Source organism: Allobosea sp. LC85, assembly GCF_000735605.1.
Lineage (GTDB): Bacteria > Pseudomonadota > Alphaproteobacteria > Rhizobiales > Beijerinckiaceae > Allobosea.
The window spans coordinates 26,979-46,259 of sequence record NZ_JPKG01000028.1 but is presented as its reverse complement, the minus strand read 5'-3'; the positions used below and the strand labels follow the sequence as shown (position 1 = coordinate 46,259).

14 protein-coding genes are annotated in these 19,281 nt (G+C 64.9%); 5 read left to right on the top strand and 9 right to left on the bottom strand.

From position 1 onward, the window contains the following. Window positions 1-223: 223 nt before the first annotated feature. Window positions 224-3,952, bottom strand: coding sequence for a vitamin B12-dependent ribonucleotide reductase (locus FG93_RS13780; protein ID WP_043235566.1), 3,729 nt, complete (start codon window positions 3,950-3,952; stop codon window positions 224-226). Between the two features lie 733 nt (window positions 3,953-4,685). Here FG93_RS13780 and FG93_RS13775 point away from each other — a divergent pair. Continuing rightward, on the top strand, window positions 4,686-5,096 hold the full coding sequence (locus tag FG93_RS13775; RefSeq protein WP_043235230.1) for an NADH:ubiquinone oxidoreductase subunit NDUFA12: 411 nt from the start codon (window positions 4,686-4,688) through the stop codon (window positions 5,094-5,096). Window positions 5,097-5,180: 84 nt separating this feature from the next. On the opposite strand, the gene FG93_RS13770 is transcribed toward FG93_RS13775, so the two are convergent. Next, entirely contained in the window at window positions 5,181-6,092 is a 912-nt protein-coding gene (locus FG93_RS13770; RefSeq protein ID WP_043235228.1) for an alpha/beta fold hydrolase, read from the bottom strand. A gap of 174 nt (window positions 6,093-6,266) precedes the next feature. On the opposite strand from FG93_RS13770, the gene FG93_RS13765 reads away from it, so the two are divergent. Together FG93_RS13765 and FG93_RS13760 are read left to right on the top strand one after the other, a co-directional pair. After that, on the top strand, window positions 6,267-6,842 hold the full coding sequence (locus FG93_RS13765) for an ABATE domain-containing protein (protein WP_043235226.1): 576 nt from the start codon (window positions 6,267-6,269) through the stop codon (window positions 6,840-6,842). A 174-nt stretch (window positions 6,843-7,016) separates the two neighbouring features. Then, on the top strand, window positions 7,017-7,583 hold the full coding sequence (locus tag FG93_RS13760) for a DUF2155 domain-containing protein (protein ID WP_244448624.1): 567 nt from the start codon (window positions 7,017-7,019) through the stop codon (window positions 7,581-7,583). Window positions 7,584-7,712: 129 nt separating this feature from the next. On the opposite strand, the gene aat is transcribed toward FG93_RS13760, so the two are convergent. The 5 genes from aat to FG93_RS13735 all read right to left on the bottom strand — a co-directional run bounded on the left by aat (window position 7,713) and on the right by FG93_RS13735 (window position 11,879). Beyond that, the gene (aat, locus tag FG93_RS13755) at window positions 7,713-8,387 is read right to left on the bottom strand and encodes a leucyl/phenylalanyl-tRNA--protein transferase (protein WP_052513743.1); all 675 of its coding nucleotides are present in this window, start codon (window positions 8,385-8,387) and stop codon (window positions 7,713-7,715) included. 162 nt (window positions 8,388-8,549) lie between these two features. Next, entirely contained in the window at window positions 8,550-9,911 is a 1,362-nt protein-coding gene (accC, locus tag FG93_RS13750) for an acetyl-CoA carboxylase biotin carboxylase subunit (RefSeq protein WP_043235564.1), read from the bottom strand. 29 nt (window positions 9,912-9,940) lie between these two features. Next, window positions 9,941-10,399 carry an acetyl-CoA carboxylase biotin carboxyl carrier protein gene (accB, locus tag FG93_RS13745; RefSeq protein WP_043235218.1) on the bottom strand — a complete coding sequence of 153 codons (459 nt, stop codon included), beginning with the start codon at window positions 10,397-10,399 and terminating at the stop codon, window positions 9,941-9,943. A gap of 81 nt (window positions 10,400-10,480) precedes the next feature. Continuing rightward, window positions 10,481-10,939 carry a type II 3-dehydroquinate dehydratase gene (gene aroQ, locus FG93_RS13740; protein WP_043235216.1) on the bottom strand — a complete coding sequence of 153 codons (459 nt, stop codon included), beginning with the start codon at window positions 10,937-10,939 and terminating at the stop codon, window positions 10,481-10,483. 124 nt (window positions 10,940-11,063) lie between these two features. Beyond that, window positions 11,064-11,879 (bottom strand): DsbA family protein, encoded by an 816-nt coding sequence (locus tag FG93_RS13735; RefSeq protein WP_081881535.1) that lies wholly within the window; start codon window positions 11,877-11,879, stop codon window positions 11,064-11,066. A gap of 348 nt (window positions 11,880-12,227) precedes the next feature. Here FG93_RS13735 and FG93_RS13730 point away from each other — a divergent pair, with 348 nt between their 5' ends. Together FG93_RS13730 and FG93_RS31220 are read left to right on the top strand one after the other, a co-directional pair. Continuing rightward, on the top strand, window positions 12,228-13,418 hold the full coding sequence (locus FG93_RS13730; RefSeq protein ID WP_043235213.1) for a pyridoxal phosphate-dependent aminotransferase: 1,191 nt from the start codon (window positions 12,228-12,230) through the stop codon (window positions 13,416-13,418). 91 nt (window positions 13,419-13,509) lie between these two features. Then, window positions 13,510-15,783 carry a mechanosensitive ion channel family protein gene (locus tag FG93_RS31220; protein ID WP_052513742.1) on the top strand — a complete coding sequence of 758 codons (2,274 nt, stop codon included), beginning with the start codon at window positions 13,510-13,512 and terminating at the stop codon, window positions 15,781-15,783. Between the two features lie 4 nt (window positions 15,784-15,787). On the opposite strand, the gene FG93_RS13720 is transcribed toward FG93_RS31220, so the two are convergent. Together FG93_RS13720 and FG93_RS13715 are read right to left on the bottom strand one after the other, a co-directional pair. Then, a complete protein-coding gene (locus FG93_RS13720) occupies window positions 15,788-16,093 on the bottom strand; it encodes a hypothetical protein (RefSeq protein WP_043235212.1) in 306 nt (101 codons plus the stop codon). Between the two features lie 118 nt (window positions 16,094-16,211). Continuing rightward, window positions 16,212-18,968 carry a ribonuclease E/G gene (locus FG93_RS13715; RefSeq protein ID WP_043235210.1) on the bottom strand — a complete coding sequence of 919 codons (2,757 nt, stop codon included), beginning with the start codon at window positions 18,966-18,968 and terminating at the stop codon, window positions 16,212-16,214. Window positions 18,969-19,281 lie beyond the last annotated feature (313 nt).

The following is a 19,281-nucleotide window of genomic DNA, read 5'->3' as shown; positions in this document are numbered from 1 at the left end:
AACAATTGCGCCTGGCTGCCCGGCGCGCCGATGAGCAGCGCGAAGTCCTCCGCGCCCGCGCGCGATCCACTCGCTCACGTCCAATACGCGTTCGATTCACGGAAGGATGCACAACGGCTGGGGGGAGGCCGCCAGCCGTTGTGATGACCTCATTCTTTGCGCATTTCGTCTCATTGAGGCGGGCTTTGCCCCTCCGTTCGAGGAGGGTGCTCCACCCAGCATATCATGAGCAGCCGGTTGTGCTACCGCAGGTGTTGCACTTCAGGCAGGTGCCGTTGCGGACCAGCGTGAAGTTGCCGCACTCGCCGCAGGAGTCGCCGACATAGCCCTTCATGATCGCTTCGGCGCGACGCTCCGAGGCTGTCGGCTGGCCGGCGGGAGCGGCGAAGCCGAGCTTGGCCAGTTCGGCCTCGCCCACGGCCTCCTCTTCGGCGTCCGGCTTCAGCGCGGTCGCGCCTGCCGTCGCGAAGGAGGTGACGTTGCTGCTGCTGCGGGCGACGGCCTCGTGGACGATCCCGCCCTGGATGGCGAGCAGGTTGATCGGCTTGCCACGGCGGAAACCGGTCGAAGCCAGCGGGGTCGAGGTGATCGGACCCACCGCGTCCGGAGCCTTGTCCTGACCGACGCCGCCACCGATCACGTCATGGCCGATCTCGCTCGGGTCGACATGGGCGAGGTCGTTGCGCGAGAGATAGCTGATCGCCAGTTCGCGGAAGACGTAGTCGAGGATCGAGGTGGCGTTCTTGATCGACTGGTTGCCCTGCACGAAACCCGAGGGCTCGAAGCGGGTGAAGGTGAAGGCCTCGACATACTCCTCCAGCGGCACGCCGTATTGCAGGCCGAGCGAGACCGCGATCGCAAAATTGTTCATCATCGCCCGGAAGGCCGCGCCCTCCTTGTGCATGTCGATGAAGATCTCGCCGAGGCGCCCGTCCGAGTATTCGCCGGTGTGCAGGTAGACCTTGTGACCGCCGACGACCGCCTTCTGGATATAGCCGGTGCGACGGTCCGGCATCTTCTCGCGTTCGCGCTTGCGCTCGATCCGCTCGACGATGCGCTCGACGATCTTCTCGGCGACATGGGTGGCGCGCGCCGCCATCGGCTGCTGGTGCAGCGTCTCGACTGCGTCCTCGGCGTCGTCATCCTCGTCCGAGATCAGGGCCGAGTTCAGCGGCTGCGACAGCTTTGAGCCGTCACGGTAGAGGGCGTTCGCCTTCAGGGCCAGTTTCCAGGAGAGCAGATAGGCGCTCTTGCAGTCCTCGACGGTGGCGTCGTTCGGCATGTTGATGGTCTTCGAGATCGCGCCCGAGATGAAGGGCTGCGCCGCCGCCATCATGCGGATGTGGCTCTCGACCGAGAGATAACGCTTGCCGATGCGTCCGCACGGATTTGCGCAGTCGAAGACGCTGTAATGCTCGATCTTGAGGTGCGGCGCGCCTTCCAGCGTCATCGCTCCGCAGACATGGACATTGGCGGCTTCGATCTCTGCCTTCGAGAAGCCGAGGAAGGGCAGGAGCTCGAACGACATGTCGTTCAGCTTCTCGGCCGGGACCTTGAGCTCATTGATGAGGAAATCCTCGCCCAGCGTCCACTTGTTGAAGACGAACTTGATGTCGAATGCGGCCTTCAGGTCCTTCTCGACCGCGTCGATCTTGGCCTGCGGAAAGCCCTTGGTCCGAAGCGAGCCATGATTGATGCCAGGGGCCTGGGCAAGTGAGCCATGGCCGACGGCATAGGCCTCGATCTCGGCGATCTCGGCCTCGCGATAGCCGAGCGAGCGCAGCGCGTCGGGAACGGCGCGGTTGATGATCTTGAAATAGCCGCCGCCGGCGAGCTTCTTGAACTTCACCAGCGCGAAATCGGGCTCGATGCCGGTGGTGTCACAGTCCATGACGAGGCCGATCGTGCCGGTCGGCGCGATCACCGTCGTCTGGGCATTGCGGTAGCCATACATCTTGCCGAGCGAGAGGGCCTCGTCCCAGACGGCGCGGGCGCGTTCCGACATGGTGGCGCTGGAACCGCCGAGACGAGCGAGCGTGCCATGATCGAGCGGCACCGGGGTGACCTGCAGGCCTTCATAGCCCGAAGCCTGCCCATGAGCGGCGGTGCGGTGGTTGCGAATGACGCGAAGCATGTGGCTGGCGTTTTTCTTGTACCCGGGGAAGGGGCCAAGTTCGCCCGCCATTTCGGCCGAGGTCGCATAGGAGACGCCGGTCATGATCGCGGTGAGGGCGCCGGCAAGCGCGCGGCCTTCCTCGGAATCATAGCCGAGGCCCATGGTCATCAGCAGGCCGCCGATATTGGCGTAGCCGAGGCCGAGCGTGCGGAACTCATAGGAAAGCTCGGCGATCTCGCGGCTCGGGAACTGCGCCATCGTCACCGAGATCTCGAGCACGACGGTCCAGAGCCGGCAGAGATGCTCATAGGCGGCGACGTCGAAGCTCTTGGTCTCGCGGTCATAGAACTGCAGCAGGTTGGCGGAGGCCAGATTGCAGGCGGTATCGTCGAGGAACATGTACTCCGAGCACGGGTTCGAGGCGCGGATGCGTCCCGAGGCCGGGCAGGTGTGCCAGTCGTTCATCGTGGTGTTGAAGTGCAGGCCAGGATCGGCGCTCGCCCAGGCGGCATAGCCGATCTTCTCCCAGAGATCGCGGGCCTTCAGCGTCTTCAGGACCTTGCCGGTGGTGCGGGCGGTGAGGTTCCAGTCCGCATCCGCTTCCACGGCGCGCAGGAAGTCGTCGGTCAGCGAGACCGAGTTGTTCGAGTTCTGGCCGGAGACAGTGAGATAGGCTTCCGAATCCCAGTCGGTGTCGTAGGTGTCGAACTGGATGTCGGTATAGCCCTGGCGGGCGAACTGGATGACGCGCTTGATGTAGTTGTCCGGCACCATTGCCTTGCGGGCGAGCTTGACCTCGCGCTTCAGGGCCGGGTTCTTCTCGGGGTCGAAGCAGGAATCGCCATCGCCTTCGCAGTTCACGCAGGCCTTCATCACGGCCTTCATGTGCTTCTGGACGATCTTGGAGCCGGTGACGAGCGCGGCGACCTTCTGCTCCTCGCGCACCTTCCAGTCGATATAGGTCTCGATATCGGGATGGTCGACATCGACCACGACCATCTTGGCGGCGCGGCGCGTCGTGCCGCCCGACTTGATGGCGCCGGCGGCGCGATCACCGATCTTGAGGAACGACATCAGGCCGGAGGACCGGCCGCCGCCGGCGAGCTTCTCGCCTTCGCCGCGCAGCATCGAGAAGTTCGAGCCGGTGCCGGAGCCATATTTGAACAGGCGCGCCTCGCGGACCCAGAGGTCCATGATGCCGCCTTCGTTGACGAGATCGTCGGCCACGCCCTGGATGAAGCAGGCGTGCGGCTGCGGATGCTCGTAGCTCGACTTCGACTTCACCAGCTTGCCGGTCTTGAAGTCGACGTAGAAATGGCCCTGGCCGGGGCCGTCGATGCCATAGGCCCAGTGCAGGCCGGTATTGAACCATTGCGGCGAATTCGGCGCGACACGCTGGGTGGCGAGCATGAAGCGCAGCTCGTCATGGAAGGCCGCGGCATCCTCTTCCGAGGAGAAATAGCCGCCCTTCCAGCCCCAATAGGTCCAGCAACCGGCGAGGCGGTCAAAAACCTGCTTGGAGGAAATCTCGGAGACGTAGCGCTCGCCCTCGGGGAGTTCGGCAAGCGCGGCCTCGTCGGGAACCGAGCGCCAGAGGAAGGAGGGAACCTCGTTCTCCTCGACTCGCTTCAGCGCTGCCGGCACGCCCGCCTTGCGGAAGTATTTCTGCGCGAGCACATCGCTCGCCACCTGGGACCAGGCCTCGGGAACCTCGATGCCTTCGAGACGGAAGACGATCGAGCCGTCAGGGTTGCGGATCTCGCTGACAGCCGAACGGAAGGGAATCGCGGCGTAGGGCGACTGTCCGGTGGAGGTGTAGCGGCGCTCGATGCGCATGATCTTGGTCCCCAATGCATGCCGCGGGCGAAAATGCTCCGCGCGGCCGGTTGATCACCGGCTCCTGATGTCAGCCCAACTCGGTTTGATGCCCCTGGATTCCGCGGCGGTGTATCCCGCCGTCGGCACTCCGGACGCCACCAGACGGACCGCACGTCACCGTTCGCCGCCGCCAGTAATGGCATGCCACGCGGTGATCGCCTCGACCCGTCCGGGAACTCTTTCGCGGGTGTCGAAGGCGTCTCCGCCAGCCGTCACGCGACCTACAAAAACTAGTCCCGACCGGGGTGGCTCGTCAAGGATTAGTGCGCCGCAAACCCCATGGACACGACATCTTGTATGTATCTGTGTGTTCCGGGGATAAGTTTCAAGCTGCCAGCTAAGCACCCGGAATCACGGGCGGAATCGGTGCGCTGGAGTGAAGGGTGGACGATCTCGCGGGCGGCGGAAAGCCTAAAATTCGCGGCAGTCATGGTTGACCATAGGTGAATGGGCGCCGCGCCTGACCATTCGCAAGCGCCATCTACACAGCCTGCGCCAAGTGTCTGGAGACAGGTGATCTTCGCGCCTCGAACCGTGCCTGGGGCGTGTTCGCAAGGTGACCGAATCATGGCGTCGCGCTTTCCGGCAGGGCGCCATTCCGACGAATCTACCGCGAATCCTCCTGTGGGCTGGACAGGGCGGGATGCTCTCGCCATAAGTCGCGCGACGCGGACCACGGCGGACGAGAGCCATGAAGCAAACGCTGCTGCAGATCTTCACCTGGTGGAACGGCCAGACCATTGGCACGCGCTTCCACACCTGGCGCTTCGGCGAGAAGGTCGGCCAGGACGAATTCGGCAATACTTATTACCGCACCAAAGGTGGGGTGAAGGACAAGGCGCTCGGCCTGCAGCGGCGCTGGGTGGTCTATAACGGCCCGGCTGAAGCGTCGACCATTCCCGCAGGCTGGAACGGCTGGCTGCACCACACCGTCGATATCGCTCCCTCCGAGGAGAGCTATCAGCCGCGCGACTGGCAGAAGCCACATCAGCAGAACTGGACGGGAACGGCGCTGGCCTATCGTCCTCAGGGTTCGACCCTGGCCGAAGGCGAGCGCCCGCCTGCGACGGGCGATTACGAGGCCTGGACGCCCGGGCGCTGAAGCCTGCACGATCTGTTTGAGCAAAGGGCCGTCGGCGAATGATCGCCGGCGGCCCTTTCGATTCAAGGAAGCGCTCGTTTTGCGTCAGTCGACCCTCGGCAGCCGCTTCATGAAGGTATCGACGCGTTCAGCGATCTCGCCGGAATGGGTCTCCAGCGCAAAATGGCCGGCATCGAACAGATGCACCTCGGCAGCCGGCAACTGCTCCTTCAGGTAGTCGACGCCCGCCAGCATGAAGAACGGGTCGCTCTTGCCCCAGACGATCAGCGCGGGGGGCTGGTGCCGGGCGAGATAGGCCTGCCAAGCCGGGTAGGCGGCAAAATTGCTCTGATAGTCGTGCAGGAGCCGCAACTGGATGTCCTGGTTGCCCGGGCGGTCCAGCCCGGCCTGATCATGGCGCCAGGCATCCGGCGAGAGCCGCTCCAACCGCGTTGCGCCATGCGTGTACTGGAACTTCGTACCGCCGGCCGTGAGCAGATCGCGGAAGGGCTTTTCGGTCTCGGGCGTCCAGTTCCGCCAGAACGGCTCCATGTCCCGGCGGACGTCCGTGCTCCAGGCGCCTTCACTGGCGACGGCATTCTGAATGATCAGCGCGCGGATGCGCTCGGGATGCTTGAGCGCAAGGCGAAAGCCGACCGGGCCGCCATAGTCCTGGATATAGAGGGCATAGCGGGTGAGGCCGACCTGCTCCGCGAAGCCATCGATCACCTCGGCGAGCCCGTCGAAGGAATAGGTGAACTCACTCGGCGAAGGCGCGGAACTGTGACCGAAGCCGGGGTAGTCAGGCGCTACGACGCGGTAGCCCTTGGCCAGCAGCGGCAGCAGGTCGCGGAACATGTGCGATGAGGACGGAAAGCCGTGCAGCAGCAGGATGGCGGGAGCATCCCGAGGTCCGGCCTCCCGATAGAAAATCTCGAGGCCCTGTACCTCGGCTGTGCCGTAGCGGACCGCGAATGACTGGGAGAGGACGGGTGCAACGGGCTGCGCGGTGGACATGAGTGGGGCTCCAGGAATGAGAAACGTGGCGAGCGCGGCAAAACTGACGGTGGGGATCGTTCAATGTTCGTAACCTGTCATTTTCGTTTTCAACGGTGTCATTTGACGCGTAACCTGTCAATTGATAAATAAGAGGTTACAAATAGCGCTCACCTCTGGCAGCCGGAGTGGCCCTTGCCTGCGATCCCGACCAACGATGATTTCCGGGGCGGCTTTCCGTTCATGGGCGGCCGGCCTTGGCTCGATCTGCTCAACACCACGCCGATGACCGAGACAGGACCGCGGGATCTGCTCGGCGAGCCGCAGTCCATGGCAGCGTGGCTTACTGCAGCTGGGCTAGGCGGGGCGGAGACGCCTGAATCCGGTTTTGAGCTCAAAGGCTTGCGTGAAGCGCTTCGCCCGGCCTTTGACCTGCTGCAGCAGGGCAAGCCGCTGCCGGAAGCATCGATAGCTGCGATCAACCGCCTGCTCGGGCCGATAAACGAGCGCTACCAGTTGCAGAGGGGCGACGAGGGCTACGCGCTCACAGCCGTGGCCGATCCGGGCCTCGGAGCAGCGTCGAGAATTGCATTGGATTTCGCCCGCTTCGTCTGCGACCACGAGCCTGCGCGGCTCAAGCACTGCGCCGACCATGATTGCGCAATGGTGTTCTACGACAGAGGGCGGAACAACACGCGGCGCTGGTGCACGATGAGCACCTGCGGCAACCGTGACAAGGTCGCCCGCTTTCGGGCTCGCAAGAGCCGGTGATGTGCCGCTGCCGCGGGCCTGCCTGTGGCCCGGCTGCCCTTTTTCCGCTGCGATTGCCGTGCTAAGCCGCAGCCCCCGTCTTCTGGCGGGAAGGGAGATTCGTAGCAGAAGATGCGGTCCGTCAGCAGATTGTCGAAGGTGGCGGCCCTGGCCGCTCCAGCTCTCGCGGCCCTGATGGTCGCCCAGCCTGCAAGGGCCGACCGCATCCGCAATCCGACGGCGGTTTTTGCGGGCCTCGACAAGATCACCGGCCGGATCATCTCCTTCGAGGTTGCGATCGACGAGACCGTTCAGTTCGGTGCGCTGCAGTTGACGCCGCGCGTCTGCTGGACCCGTCCTCCAACCGAGAACCCGCAGACGACCTCCTTTGTCGAGGTGGACGAGGTGACCTTCTCCAACGAGTATCGGCGCATCTTCAGCGGCTGGATGTACGCCGCGAGCCCCGGCCTGCATGGCGTCGAGCACGCGATCTATGACGTCTGGCTGACCGACTGCAAGGGTGGCACCGAGCTTGTGGTCGACCCCAAGGAACCGGAAGCGCCGCCACCGCTGGAAGAACGCCGGTCACGCACGCCGCCGCGCGACGTCAACCAACTGCCGCCGGGCACCCAGCCCCCCCCGGGGCAGCGCCTGGATGTGGCTCCGCCGCGCGGCGTACCGGTTGAGCCGCGTCAGGCGCCGAGCCAGCGCTTTTTCCCGACCAATCCTGTTCCCGGACGCGATCCCGCCGGCAATAACTGAGGCAGGCGCCGAAGCTCGCTGCGAAAAAGTGGCAACGGTTTTTCGCAGCGTGATCTAAACTATTGGAGTCGATCACGTTTTCTGGGTTTGGACGATCTCGTCCAAACGCAGCGTGATCTATGGCTGAACTCAGATGAGTTCGGCCAAGGCCTCGCGGCCGCCGATGTCCTGGCCCTTTGGCCAACTCCACCATTCCGCGTCATGGACGATCGCGGCTTCGAGCAGCATGCGATAGGCCTCGCGTGGCACTTCCTGTGTGCCGAACTGGGCGAGATGCGTGGTCTGGAACTGGGCATCGAGCAGGCGGTAACCGCCGCGCTTCAGCCGGGCCACCAGATGGACGAGGGCGACCTTCGAGGCGTCAGTTGCCCGATGAAACATGCTCTCGCCGAAGAAGGCTGCGCCAAGGGACAGGCCGTAGAGCCCGCCAACCAGCCTTCCATCGCGCCAGCATTCGACGCTGTGGGCGTGCCCGAGTCCGTGAAGTGCGCCAAACAGCTCCCTGATCCGCGTGTTGATCCAGGTATCCGGCCGGTCCGGGCGCGCTTCGGCACAGGCCGCAATGACCTCTTCGAAGGCGGTATCAACGCGGATCTCGAAGGGATCAGCGCGAACCGTGCGGGCAAGGCGTGAGGGCAGGTGGAAATTCGCGAGCGGGATCACGCCCCTGACCTCGGGCTCGACCCAGAACAGGTTTGGATCATCGGCACTCTCCGCCATCGGGAAGATGCCGGCTGCATAGGCGCGCAGCAGGATCTCCGGCGTGATCACGGGCGAACGTACTGGCGCAGAATGAGCCTTCATGTGCAGATGGGAGCGTGGGCGCGGCACCAAGTCAAACGCGAAAGCTGCGCTCTTTCGTCATGGTCGATCCAGTCGCACCCATCCCCGACTCTACAGGGGAGGCGAAGACCGTTGCAGGATGCCATGCCCGCCAAAGGCGGGCATGGCACGCGATGACCGGAGTTATTGTCCCTCGGGCCCCATGCCGCCCGCGGCCAGAAACTTCTCGAGCCAGTGGATATTGTAATCGCCGTTCAGGATGTCGTGATTGCGTACGAGCGTGCGGAACAGCGGCAAGGTCGTATCGACACCATCGACAACGAATTCGTCGAGCGAGCGGCGCAGGCGCATCAGGCATTCCGCCCGGTTGCGACCATGCACAATCAGCTTACCGACGAGAGAGTCGTAATGCGGCGGGATCGAGTAGCCCTGGTAGGCGGCAGAATCGACGCGCACGCCAAGTCCGCCCGGCGTATGGAACGAGGCGATCCTGCCCGGCGAGGGGCGGAAATTCGCGGGATGCTCGGCGTTGACACGGCACTCGATGGCATGACCCTCGATGACGATGTCGCTCTGCTTGAGCGAGAGCGGCGCGCCGGCGGCAATGCGGATCTGCTCGTTCACCAGATCGATCCCGGTGATCATCTCGGTGACCGGATGCTCGACCTGGATGCGGGTGTTCATTTCGATGAAATAGAACTCGCCGTCCTCGTAGAGGAACTCGATCGTGCCGGCGCCGAGATAGCCGAGATCGGCCATCGCCTTGGCGCAGATATTGCCGATCCGGTCGCGCTCGCCGGCATTGAGCGCAGGCGAGGGGCCTTCTTCCCAGACTTTCTGATGGCGGCGCTGCAGCGAGCAGTCGCGCTCGCCGAGATGGATGGCATGGCCGCGGCCGTCGCCAAGGATCTGGATCTCGATATGGCGCGGCTTCTCGAGATATTTCTCGATATAGACAGCGTCATCGCCAAAGGCGGCCTTGGCCTCGGTCCGTGCGGTCTGGAGCGCGACGACGAGATCATCCTCGCTGCGCGCGACCTTCATGCCGCGCCCGCCGCCGCCGGCCGCGGCCTTGATGATCACGGGAAAGCCGATATCGCGCGCGATGCGCAGGGCTTCCGCATCCTCGCTGACACCGCCCTCTGAGCCAGGGACGCAGGGAATGCCGAGGCGCTTGGCGGTGCGCTTGGCCTCGATCTTGTCGCCCATCACCCGGATATGCTCGGCCTTGGGGCCGATGAAGGCGATGTTGTGCCGATCGAGAATCTCGGCGAAGCGGGCGTTCTCCGAAAGGAAGCCGTAGCCGGGATGGACCGCATCAGCGCCCGTGATCTCGCAGGCTGCGATCAGGGCTGGAATGTTGAGATAGCTTTCGCGGGCGCTCGGGGGGCCGATACAGACGCTCTCGTCGGCGAGGCGCACATGCATGGCGTTGGCATCGGCGGTGGAGTGGACAGCGACGGTCGCAATGCCGAGCTCCTTGGCCGCACGCAGGACGCGCAGCGCGATCTCTCCCCGGTTGGCGATCAGGATCTTGTCGAACATCTTCGGCTCGTCCGCGCCCGCTGCCCCGCTCACTCGATCACCAGAAGCGGCTCGCCGTACTCGACCGGCTGCCCGTCCTCGACCATGATCGCCGTGACCTTGCCGGCACGCGGCGCAACAATGTCGTTGAAGGTCTTCATCGCCTCGACAAGAAGGACGCGTTCACCCGCCTTCACCTCCTGGCCGATCTCGACGAAGGGCTTTGCTTCAGGCGAGGGGCGGCGATAGGCGGTACCGACCATCGGCGAGGGGACGGTGCCGGGGTGGGCGGCGGCCGGCTTGGCCTCGACCGGCGCGCTCACGGCCGGGGCATGGGCCACCGCCGGCGCGTGTGAGGCGACGGGCACCTGCACGGTTGCAGAGATGGTGCGGGCCACACGGACGCGCAGATCGCCCTTTTCGACCTCGATTTCGGACAGGTCGGTCTCGTTGAGGAGCTGCGCGAGTTCGCGCACCAATTCGGGATCGATCGGGCTCTTGGTCGCCATGGCGGGTTTCACCGTCTTCGTCGTCTTGGTTGAGAGGATGGTCAGCCGCGAGGCGCCATCCCGCTGATTGAACCGGCCCGTTCAGGCCGCCGTCTTTGCCGCGCGCTTCTGGAGAAGCGGCACGATCGCGTCGAAAGCAAGGTCGTAGCTGGCGACGCCGAAGCCGCAGATCACGCCGACGCAGACCGGCGCCATGTAGGAATGGTGCCGGAATTCCTCGCGGGCGTGCACATTGGAGACATGAACCTCGATGGCGAGCGCCTCGGTGCCCTTGATCGCATCGCGTAGCGCGACGGAGGTGTGGGTGTAGGCGCCGGCATTGATGATGACGCCGGCCCCGGCCAGCCCCGCCTGCTGCACACGGGTGACGAGCTCGCCTTCGAAATTGGTCTGGCTGAAGGTCAACTCGACCCCGGCGGCGGCGGCCTTCGCCCTGAGGCGTTCCTCGACGCCGGCGAGCGTCACCGAACCATAGGTTCCGGGCTCGCGGGTGCCGAGCAGATTCAGATTGGGTCCGTTCAGGACGTGGACGGCGACCATGGCTCGCGTTGATTCCTCAAGCCGCGAAGCTGCGGCGTCGGCGTCGTCTTAACCGGAACGGCGGGACAGGGGAAGCCTGTGACACCGGCCTGCGAAGGGAACCACCACAGGCCGGCGGGTTTCATCAGCCGCTGCAGGTGGCCTTGCCACATTTGCGGACGGCTTCGATCTTCTCCTTCAGCGCCGCAGCGCCAACGGCGCCGAAGACAACTTCGTCACCGATGATGAAGGCCGGGGTGCCGGTCAGGCCGAGCCGATCGCCGAGAGCGACAGTGGACTCGATTGCGGCGCGGGTCGCCGGCGCGTCCATGTCCTTGCGGGCGCGCTCGACATCCGCACCGGCTTCCTTGGCGATCTCCAGCGCCTTGGCACCGTTGATCCGGCCCTTGGTCGCCATCAGCTTGTTGTGGAAATCCCAGTACTTCTGGCCCTGGAGCTGGTTCTTCACGGCAATGGCGACACGGCTGGCTTCGACCGAATCGGGTCCGAGGATCGGGAAATCCTTGATCACGACGCGCAGTTTCGGGTCGTCCTTGACGAGAGTGCGGACATCGTCGAGCGCCCTTTTGCAGAAGCCGCAATTGTAATCCATGAACTCGACGAGGGTGACGTCGCCCTGCGGATTGGCGGCGATGATCGACGTCGCGGGATCGACGAGGTTCGCCTTCTCGCTGGCGACGGCACTGCGCTGTGCCTCGGCCTGGGCGACCTGGTTGCGCCGCTCGAGCTCGACCAGTGCTTCCTGAATCAGTTCTGGGTTCTTCAGCAGCGTCTCGCGAATGAGATCGGTCACGGCCTTGCGTTGTTCGGGGGACAGGGGCTGTCCCTGCGCCTGAACCGGACCAGCAGCCAGCGTCACGGCGAGGCCGAGCCCGCCCAAGACCAGGCCCGCGCGCCTGATTCCGGCGAAAGCCGGGCGGAGCAGGGTGAACAGAGCCATGTCGTCATCCTTTCGGGCTCGCCGGCCCTTGGCTACGGCAAGCGTTGAACCGGTCATCGTGCGCCCCTTCTCCGCTCTCGCGTCGACAGCGTCAATTCACAGCTTTGCCAGCGGTTGCGGCGGGAGCATGACCTGACCTGCGCGCAGCGTCGCCAGTACCATCGCGAAAGCGATGTTCCGCCATCTTCTGTCGCGGGGGGAGACTGGTTCAGGCTCAAACCAGCCTCTCGAAGGAGATGCCGGTCGTCGACTGCGCCTACAAACGGCTTCCCACGCTCCCTCCTGATGCTTTAGGGCACTGCTTCAAGTGGCGGGCGGAGCTCCGCCGGTTCCCGCTGCGAGATCTGCATGACGACCGATGCTCACCGCCTTGCGACGCCGCCTGCGCTCTCTGCTCGCGCGGCCGAGGTCGCGCCCTTCATCGTCATGGACGTGATGAACCAGGCTGCCGCGATCGAGCGCGCCGGCGGTTCGGTCGTTCACATGGAGGTCGGCCAGCCCTCCGCTCCGACGCCGGCCAGCATCCGCGCGGCAGCCGCGCGCGCGCTCGAGCATGGCCGCATCGGCTACACGCAGGCGCTCGGCACCGATTCTCTGAGGGAACGTATCGCGCGCCACTATCAGGATTCCTATGGCGTCAGCATACCGGCTGAGCGTGTCATCGTGACCACCGGTTCGTCGGGTGGCTTCATTCTCGCATTCCTCGCCTGTTTCCAGCCGGGCGCACGCGTTGCGATCACAGCGCCGGGCTACCCGGCCTATCGCAACATCCTGACGGCGCTGGGGCTGGAGCCGGTCGCGATCGAGGTCGGCCCGGAGACGCGCTACGCGCTGACGCCGGACCTGATTGCGAAAGCTCATGCCGAACGCCCACTCGCGGGCGTACTGACCATGAGCCCGGCCAATCCGACCGGCGTGGTGATGGCGCCGGAGGCCATCGCGTCCGTCGCGGCTGCATGCCGCCGGCTCGGGCTGTGGTACATTTCCGACGAGATCTATCACGGGCTGACCTATGAGACGCCCGCGACGACAGCGCTCAGCGCCGATCAGGACGCGATCATCGTCAATTCGTTCTCGAAATATTACTGTATGACCGGCTGGCGTGTCGGCTGGCTCGTGGTGCCGCAGCGCATGGTGCGCACGATCGAGCGGCTGCAGCAGAATTTCTCGATTTCGGTGCCGTATCTCAGCCAGGTTGCGGGCGAGGCGGCCTTCGATGCGACTGCCGAGTGCGAGGCGATCAAGGCAGGCTACGCAGCGAACCGCGCCTATTTGCTGAAGGCCTTGCCGGAAATCGGCCTCGGCGATTTCCTGCCTGTCGACGGGGCCTTCTACATCTATCTCGATATCGGGCGATATTCGAATGACTCCATGGCCTTTTGCCGCGACGTTCTCGAGCAGGCTCATGTCGCGATCACCCCCGGCCTCGATTTCGACGAGGGGCGTGGCGCACGCACGGTGCGGCTTTCTTTCGCGGGTTCGCTGGCCGAATGCGAGGACGCGGTCTCGCGCATGGGGGCTTGGCTGAAGCGGCGCTGAGAGCAAGTAACGACGCCAGCGCGGAATGCTTGCCAAACGCACGTATTCCCGTCCAAGTCATAGGAGAACAGGCAAGGGGGAAGTGGTTTTGATGCGATATCTCTTTGCGTCTTCGCGTGGTCATGCCTTGCCGGCGGCGCTGGTTCTCCTTGCCTTTCTGCTCATGCTCCTCGGATCGGGATCCGCAGCGTTCGCCCAGGCGTCCGGTGATAACAGCGTGACGCTGATCCTGCGCGGGGACGAGGCGCCGGAGGCGCTGCGCAAGACCATCACGACGCTGGAGGCGGGCGGGCGCAAGGTCATTCTCCGCATGGCTGGCCCCGGCGAGGCCGTCTCAACTCCACCTGCGGCAGCGGCAGCACCTGGCAAGCCCATGCCAGCAGCAACGCCCGTTGCAGTTGCCGAAACGCGGCTGGAGGAGGTTGCCAACCATTTCGTCGAAGGATTCGACTACGGCAACGCGTCGATTCCGTCCGCGACGCGGATACCGAGCGACTGGGCCCGCGCCTGGGCCGCCAATCAGAATGGTGCCACGGGATTGTCGGCGGGAGCCCGCATCCTGCTCGTCCTGTTTGCTGCCGTGGCTTTCGCCGTCATCCTCTGGAAAATGACGCGTGGCTTGGTCGCCAGGCGCCTGGTGCCGCGGGACGATACGCTGTTCGAACGGTTCGTTGCCTCCTCGATCGGCCTTCTGCACGATTTCGTCGCGCTTGCGGGCCTATGGCTCGCCGGGCGGACCCTGGTGCGCTGGCTCCTGCCACAGCCCGATTTCGCGCAACAGATCACCATAGCCGAACTCTACGGGCTGGGGATGTTGTGGTCGTTTGCGATGGCGGGGCGGTTCCTGCTTGCGCCGGGGCACCCGGTGCGGCGTATCCTGCCTCTGCCGCGCGCCGAACGGCATTTCGCCCTGGTCATGATCTATGCGTTCTTCGGCCATATCGCCCTGGTCGTGAACGCACTCGGCGAACGCTCTGCATCTGATCCTGCCTCGATCGCCGGATGGATCGCGTTTTCTTCCCTGCTGCTGACAACTTACAAGATCTGGTGGTTCTGGTACGCACGGCATGACCTTGTCAGTCTGGCGCAACCCGGCGGCCAGGCAAGCAGCCTGCGCCGCTGGGTGGCGGCAGCGACGCCGTGGCTCTTGATCGCGAGCGCCGTGCTGATTTGGGCGGTAGGCCGCAGTGCTGCGGTGATGCCTAATGGTGCGCACTGGGCCCTAAAGGCGGGGACGACGCAGTTCATCGTCGTGCTTGCACCGATCTTGGCGTCGGGGCTCGGGGCGCTGATCCGCTCGTGGCTGAACTGCCGCTCCGCGGAGCGCGAGCAGACCCCGCTTTCGCGTGCGGTGGGCAAGACCTTGCAGTCAAGCGTGGTGGGCTTCGTCTGGCTCTGTGCCCTCTATCTGCTGGTCCGGCTCTGGAGCGGTTTCGTCATGGACGCGGATGCGCCGGATACGGTCTCGTTCGGCCAACGTGTCCTCAGCGTCGCCACCCTGGCATTCATGGGGTGGATCGCGCTGACCTTCCTGCGCGCCTTCTTCGACGCCTATGCGCCGCGTGCAGTGCATGCCGGGCCAGCCGACGAGGATGCGCCTCCCGACGACCATGTGCCGTCCCGGCTCGGCACGGTACTCCCGGTGCTGCGTGGTGTCGTGCTCGGGGCCGTGATCGGCCTGACCAGCCTCGTCGTGCTGTCACGGCTGGGGGTTGACATCGGGCCACTCCTGGCCGGCTTCGGCATCCTCGGGCTTGCCGTTTCCTTCGGCTCGCAGGCGCTGGTGCGCGATATCGTTTCCGGCTTCTTCTTCATGGTCGAGGATGCCTTCCGCGTCGGCGAATATGTCGATACGGGGCGGCTCAAGGGCACGGTCGAGAAGATCTCCCTACGCTCGGTACAACTGCGCCATCAGAGCGGCCAGATCCACACAGTGCCCTTCGGCCAGATCCCGTCCCTGACCAATGCCAGCCGCGACTGGGCGACGGTGAAGTTCAATGTCCGGCTCGACCGTTCCGCCGATATCGAGAAGGCGCGCAAGACCATCAAGAAGATCGGTCTCGCAATGCTGGAGGACCCGGAACTCGGACCTAACTTTATCGCGCAACTCAAGATGCAGGGTGTGGCCGAGATCGCCGACACCGCGATCGTCATTCGGCTGAAATTCACCGCCAAGCCGGCGCAGGCCAGCGCGCTCCAGCGCGAGGCCCTGAAGCGGATGTATCAGGCACTCAACGATGCCGGCGTAGCCTTTGCCTCGAACGCGGTGACCGTCAGGGGCGGTGAAGGGCAGGCTTCTGCCGGGGCCGCGGCATCGATCACGACCATCAAGCCGCCGACGCCGCTGGTGCCTTCGGCCGGGTAGGCCCTCAGCCGCCGGCTTCGAGGATGAAGAAGAAGCCGAAGCCAATGGCGGTCAGCAGGAGGCCAAGCCCAAGCCCGAGGCGGGCAGCGGAAATCTGGGCGATCAGCTCGGTACGAAAACCCGCTCGTTCCGCCTCGTGCTCTCGGCCATGCTTGTGGAACTGGCTGGCATAGAGATCCGGCGTCATCTGATGGCCGACGGGCCGGTTTTCCTCAAGCTCGAAGCGGATCGCCACGAAGGCGACGAAGAGGCCGAGCAGGCCCGACGCCGAACCAGCCGATCGCCTGCAAGGCCAGCCAAGCGAGACCAAGCAGCGCCGCGACGCAGACGATTACGAGCGCCAGTCGCTCGAAACTTCTCGGCGGCGGCATCACAGCTTACCCCCGAACGAAAAAGGCCGCTGCGAGCGATCGCAGCGGCCTGAGGTCTTACTTGCGTCCGGCGAGCTTGTTCCACCAGCCGCCGCGCTTCGGACGGTCTGGATCCGGCGGGGTCAGCACGACCGCGACGGGCTCCTCGGCGACAAGCGGGGTGGGGGCGGGCTCGGGAGCCGGCTCAGCTTCGGAGGCGATCGGCGTCTCGACCGAAGCGGCTGGTGTTTCGGCCGCGGGAGCGGGAGCCTCGGCTGCGACGCCGTCCTCGGTGATCGGGACGACCTTCTTGCGTGACCGGCTGCGCTTCGGCTTCTCGGTCGGCGCGACTTCCGCGACAGTCTCCGTCACATCCTCGGCAGCCTTCGTGGCTTCGGGGGCTGCCTCCTGTTCGGCTTCGACCTTCGCCTTGCGGGTGCTGCGGCGGGCGCGGCGCGGCTTGGCCTCCGCGACGACTTCAGCTGCAACCTCGGCGACAGGCGCTTCGGCCGGCTCGGCTACTGGAGCGGGGACGGGGGCGGCTTCCGCGACAGCGGGGCTGTCAGCATCCTCGTCGCCATCCTCGTCACCTTCATCGCCTTCGGCATCGCTGCCGCCTTCGAGCTGCTGGCCATTCGCATCGCGCTCACCACCACGCCGGCGCCGGCGACGACGGCGGCGCTTGCGTCCGCCTTCACCGCGGGCTTCGCCATCCCCGCGTTCCGCAACGGCGTCTCCCTGTGCCGCCTCTTCCTGCTCGTCCTCGCCTCCTCCGACTGCCTCTGCCTCGGCTGCTGCATCGAGTGCATCGTCATCGACATGCGAGATCGCCTCGGCCTTGAACGGGCTCGGAACGACTCGGCCTTCATTGCCGACGAACTCGCCGCGCTCGACCTCGAAATAGCGGGTGCCAAGCAGGGTCGCGTCGGCCGAGACCGTGATCGCGATGGCAAAGCGCGTCTCGAGATCGGTGAGATGCGCGCGCTTCTGGTTCAGGACATAGAGCGCCACTTCCGGCCGCGTCCGGACCGAAAGATTGTGCGAGGCGCTCTTGATCAGGGTTTCCTCCAGCGCGCGCAGGATCTGCAGCGCCACCGAGGAGGTCGAGCGGATCATGCCGGCACCAGCGCAGTGCGGGCAGGGGACCGAAGAGCTCTCGAGCACGCCGGTGCGGATGCGCTGACGCGACATCTCCAGCAGTCCGAAGGCCGAGATCCGGCCGACCTGGATGCGCGCACGGTCGTTCTTGAGGCAGTCCTTGAGCTTCTTCTCGACCGCACGGTTGTTGCGGTTCTCCTCCATGTCGATGAAATCGATCACGATGAGACCGGCGAGATCGCGCAGCCGGAGCTGGCGGGAGATTTCTTCCGCCGCTTCGAGATTGGTCTTGAGAGCCGTATCCTCGATATTGTGTTCGCGGGTCGAGCGGCCCGAGTTGATGTCGATCGCGACCAGAGCTTCGGTCTGGTTGATGACGATATAGCCGCCGGATTTCAGCGTGACGGTGTTCGAGAACATCGCGTCGAGCTGGCTCTCGACGCTGAACGAGGCGAAGAGCGGGGTCTGCTCGCGATAGGCCTTCACGCTCTTGGCATGGCTCGGCATGAGCATGCGCATGAAGTCCTTGGCCTCGCGATAGGCCTCCTCGCCGGCGACATGAACCTCGTCGATATCCTTGTTGTAGAGGTCGCGGATCGAGCGCTTGACGAGGTTTCCTTCCTCATAGACGAGCGCCGGCGCGACGGAGCCGAGCGTGAGTTCACGCACGCTCTCCCACATCCGCATCAGATATTCATAATCGCGCTTGATCTCGACCTTGGTGCGCGAAGCGCCGGCCGTGCGCAGGATGATGCCCATCCCCTCCGGCACCTCCAGCTCCTGGGCGATTTCCTTGAGACGCTTGCGGTCCTCGGCATTGGTGATCTTGCGCGAGATTCCGCCGCCCTTGCCGGTGTTCGGCATCAGCACCGAATAGCGGCCGGCGAGCGAGAGATAGGTGGTGAGCGCCGCGCCCTTGTTGCCGCGCTCTTCCTTGACGACCTGGACCAGGATGATCTGGCGGCGCTTGATCACCTCCTGGATCTTGTACTGGCGGCGCGAGTGGCGCGGGCGCTCCGGCATATCGTCAAGGGCGTCGCCACCGCCGAGCTGTTCCGGTTCTTCCTGGGGCTCGTCCTGGCCGTGCTCGTCGCCGTCTTCGCCGTTCTCGTCCTCTTCGTTCTCGGACGGGCGGCGCGCTTCCTCGTTGTCGGCGGAAGCCTCGCCGGCTTCTGCAGAAGCTTCGGCCACGGTCTCGAAGGTCAGGGGCGCGGCGTTCTCGACGACGGTCTCGTCGCTCGATTCTGCGACGGCAGGTGCAAAATACTCGCCGAAGGCGGGCGCGCCCTCGTTGACCATGGCGGCTTCCTTGCCGTCGGTCTCGACGACATCGGCGCTGACGGTCTCGTCGCTGCTCGCCTTCTTGGCGCGTCCGTCCCGGTCACGCCGGCCACGGTCGCGGCGGCCGCGCTTCTCGCGGCGTTCCTCGTCGCGTTCTTCCTCGCGGTCGGCGCGTGCCTCCTCGGCGAGCAGGGCCTGCCGGTCGGCAACCGGAATCTGGTAGTAGTCCGGATGGATTTCGGAGAAGGCGAGGAACCCGTGACGGTTGCCGCCATATTCGACGAAAGCGGCCTGGAGCGAAGGTTCGACCCGCGTCACCTTCGCCAGATAGATATTGCCCCGCAGCGGTTTGCGGCTGGCGGATTCGAAATCAAATTCCTCGACGCGCGAGCCGCGCACCACCACGACCCGGGTCTCTTCCGGGTGTGTTGCGTCGATAAGCATCTTGTTGGCCATAAGAGATTTCCATTGGCGCAGCCGCCGACAGGACCCGCCGGGCTGCGGAAGGATATCCGCTGCCGCGGGCAGGGGCGCCGCGCATGAGCCGGCATGAACCGGCATGTTGCAGGAGGGAGTGAGGGATCAGGACGCGATGGCGGATCGGGAAGCCTGCCCGGGCAAAAAGCCCGCCGCAGTCCCGAAGGTATGGACGATGCACCGATGAGCTAAGCGGCGTCGTATGCCCCGACATCTGACCTAACCTGCAGTGCGTACGTCGAAGACGATTGCACCGCGTTTGCACGCTCGCGAAAGACTGCCATGCGCCGAA

Bases quoted from the DNA above. Each gene is read 5' to 3' on its own strand.
- FG93_RS13780 (WP_043235566.1), bottom strand. From the start codon at position 3,952: ATGCGCATCGAGCGCCGCTACACCTCCACCGGACAGTCGCCCTACGCC.
- aat (WP_052513743.1), bottom strand. From the start codon at position 8,387: ATGAAGGCTCATTCTGCGCCAGTACGTTCGCCCGTGATCACGCCGGAG.
- aroQ (WP_043235216.1), bottom strand. From the start codon at position 10,939: ATGGTCGCCGTCCACGTCCTGAACGGACCCAATCTGAATCTGCTCGGC.
- FG93_RS13770 (WP_043235228.1), bottom strand. From the start codon at position 6,092: ATGTCCACCGCGCAGCCCGTTGCACCCGTCCTCTCCCAGTCATTCGCG.
- FG93_RS13760 (WP_244448624.1), top strand. From the start codon at position 7,017: ATGGTCGCCCAGCCTGCAAGGGCCGACCGCATCCGCAATCCGACGGCG.
- FG93_RS13730 (WP_043235213.1), top strand. From the start codon at position 12,228: ATGACGACCGATGCTCACCGCCTTGCGACGCCGCCTGCGCTCTCTGCT.
- FG93_RS13775 (WP_043235230.1), top strand. From the start codon at position 4,686: ATGAAGCAAACGCTGCTGCAGATCTTCACCTGGTGGAACGGCCAGACC.
- accC (WP_043235564.1), bottom strand. From the start codon at position 9,911: ATGTTCGACAAGATCCTGATCGCCAACCGGGGAGAGATCGCGCTGCGC.
- accB (WP_043235218.1), bottom strand. From the start codon at position 10,399: ATGGCGACCAAGAGCCCGATCGATCCCGAATTGGTGCGCGAACTCGCG.
- FG93_RS31220 (WP_052513742.1), top strand. From the start codon at position 13,510: ATGCGATATCTCTTTGCGTCTTCGCGTGGTCATGCCTTGCCGGCGGCG.
- FG93_RS13735 (WP_081881535.1), bottom strand. From the start codon at position 11,879: ATGGCTCTGTTCACCCTGCTCCGCCCGGCTTTCGCCGGAATCAGGCGC.
- FG93_RS13715 (WP_043235210.1), bottom strand. From the start codon at position 18,968: ATGGCCAACAAGATGCTTATCGACGCAACACACCCGGAAGAGACCCGG.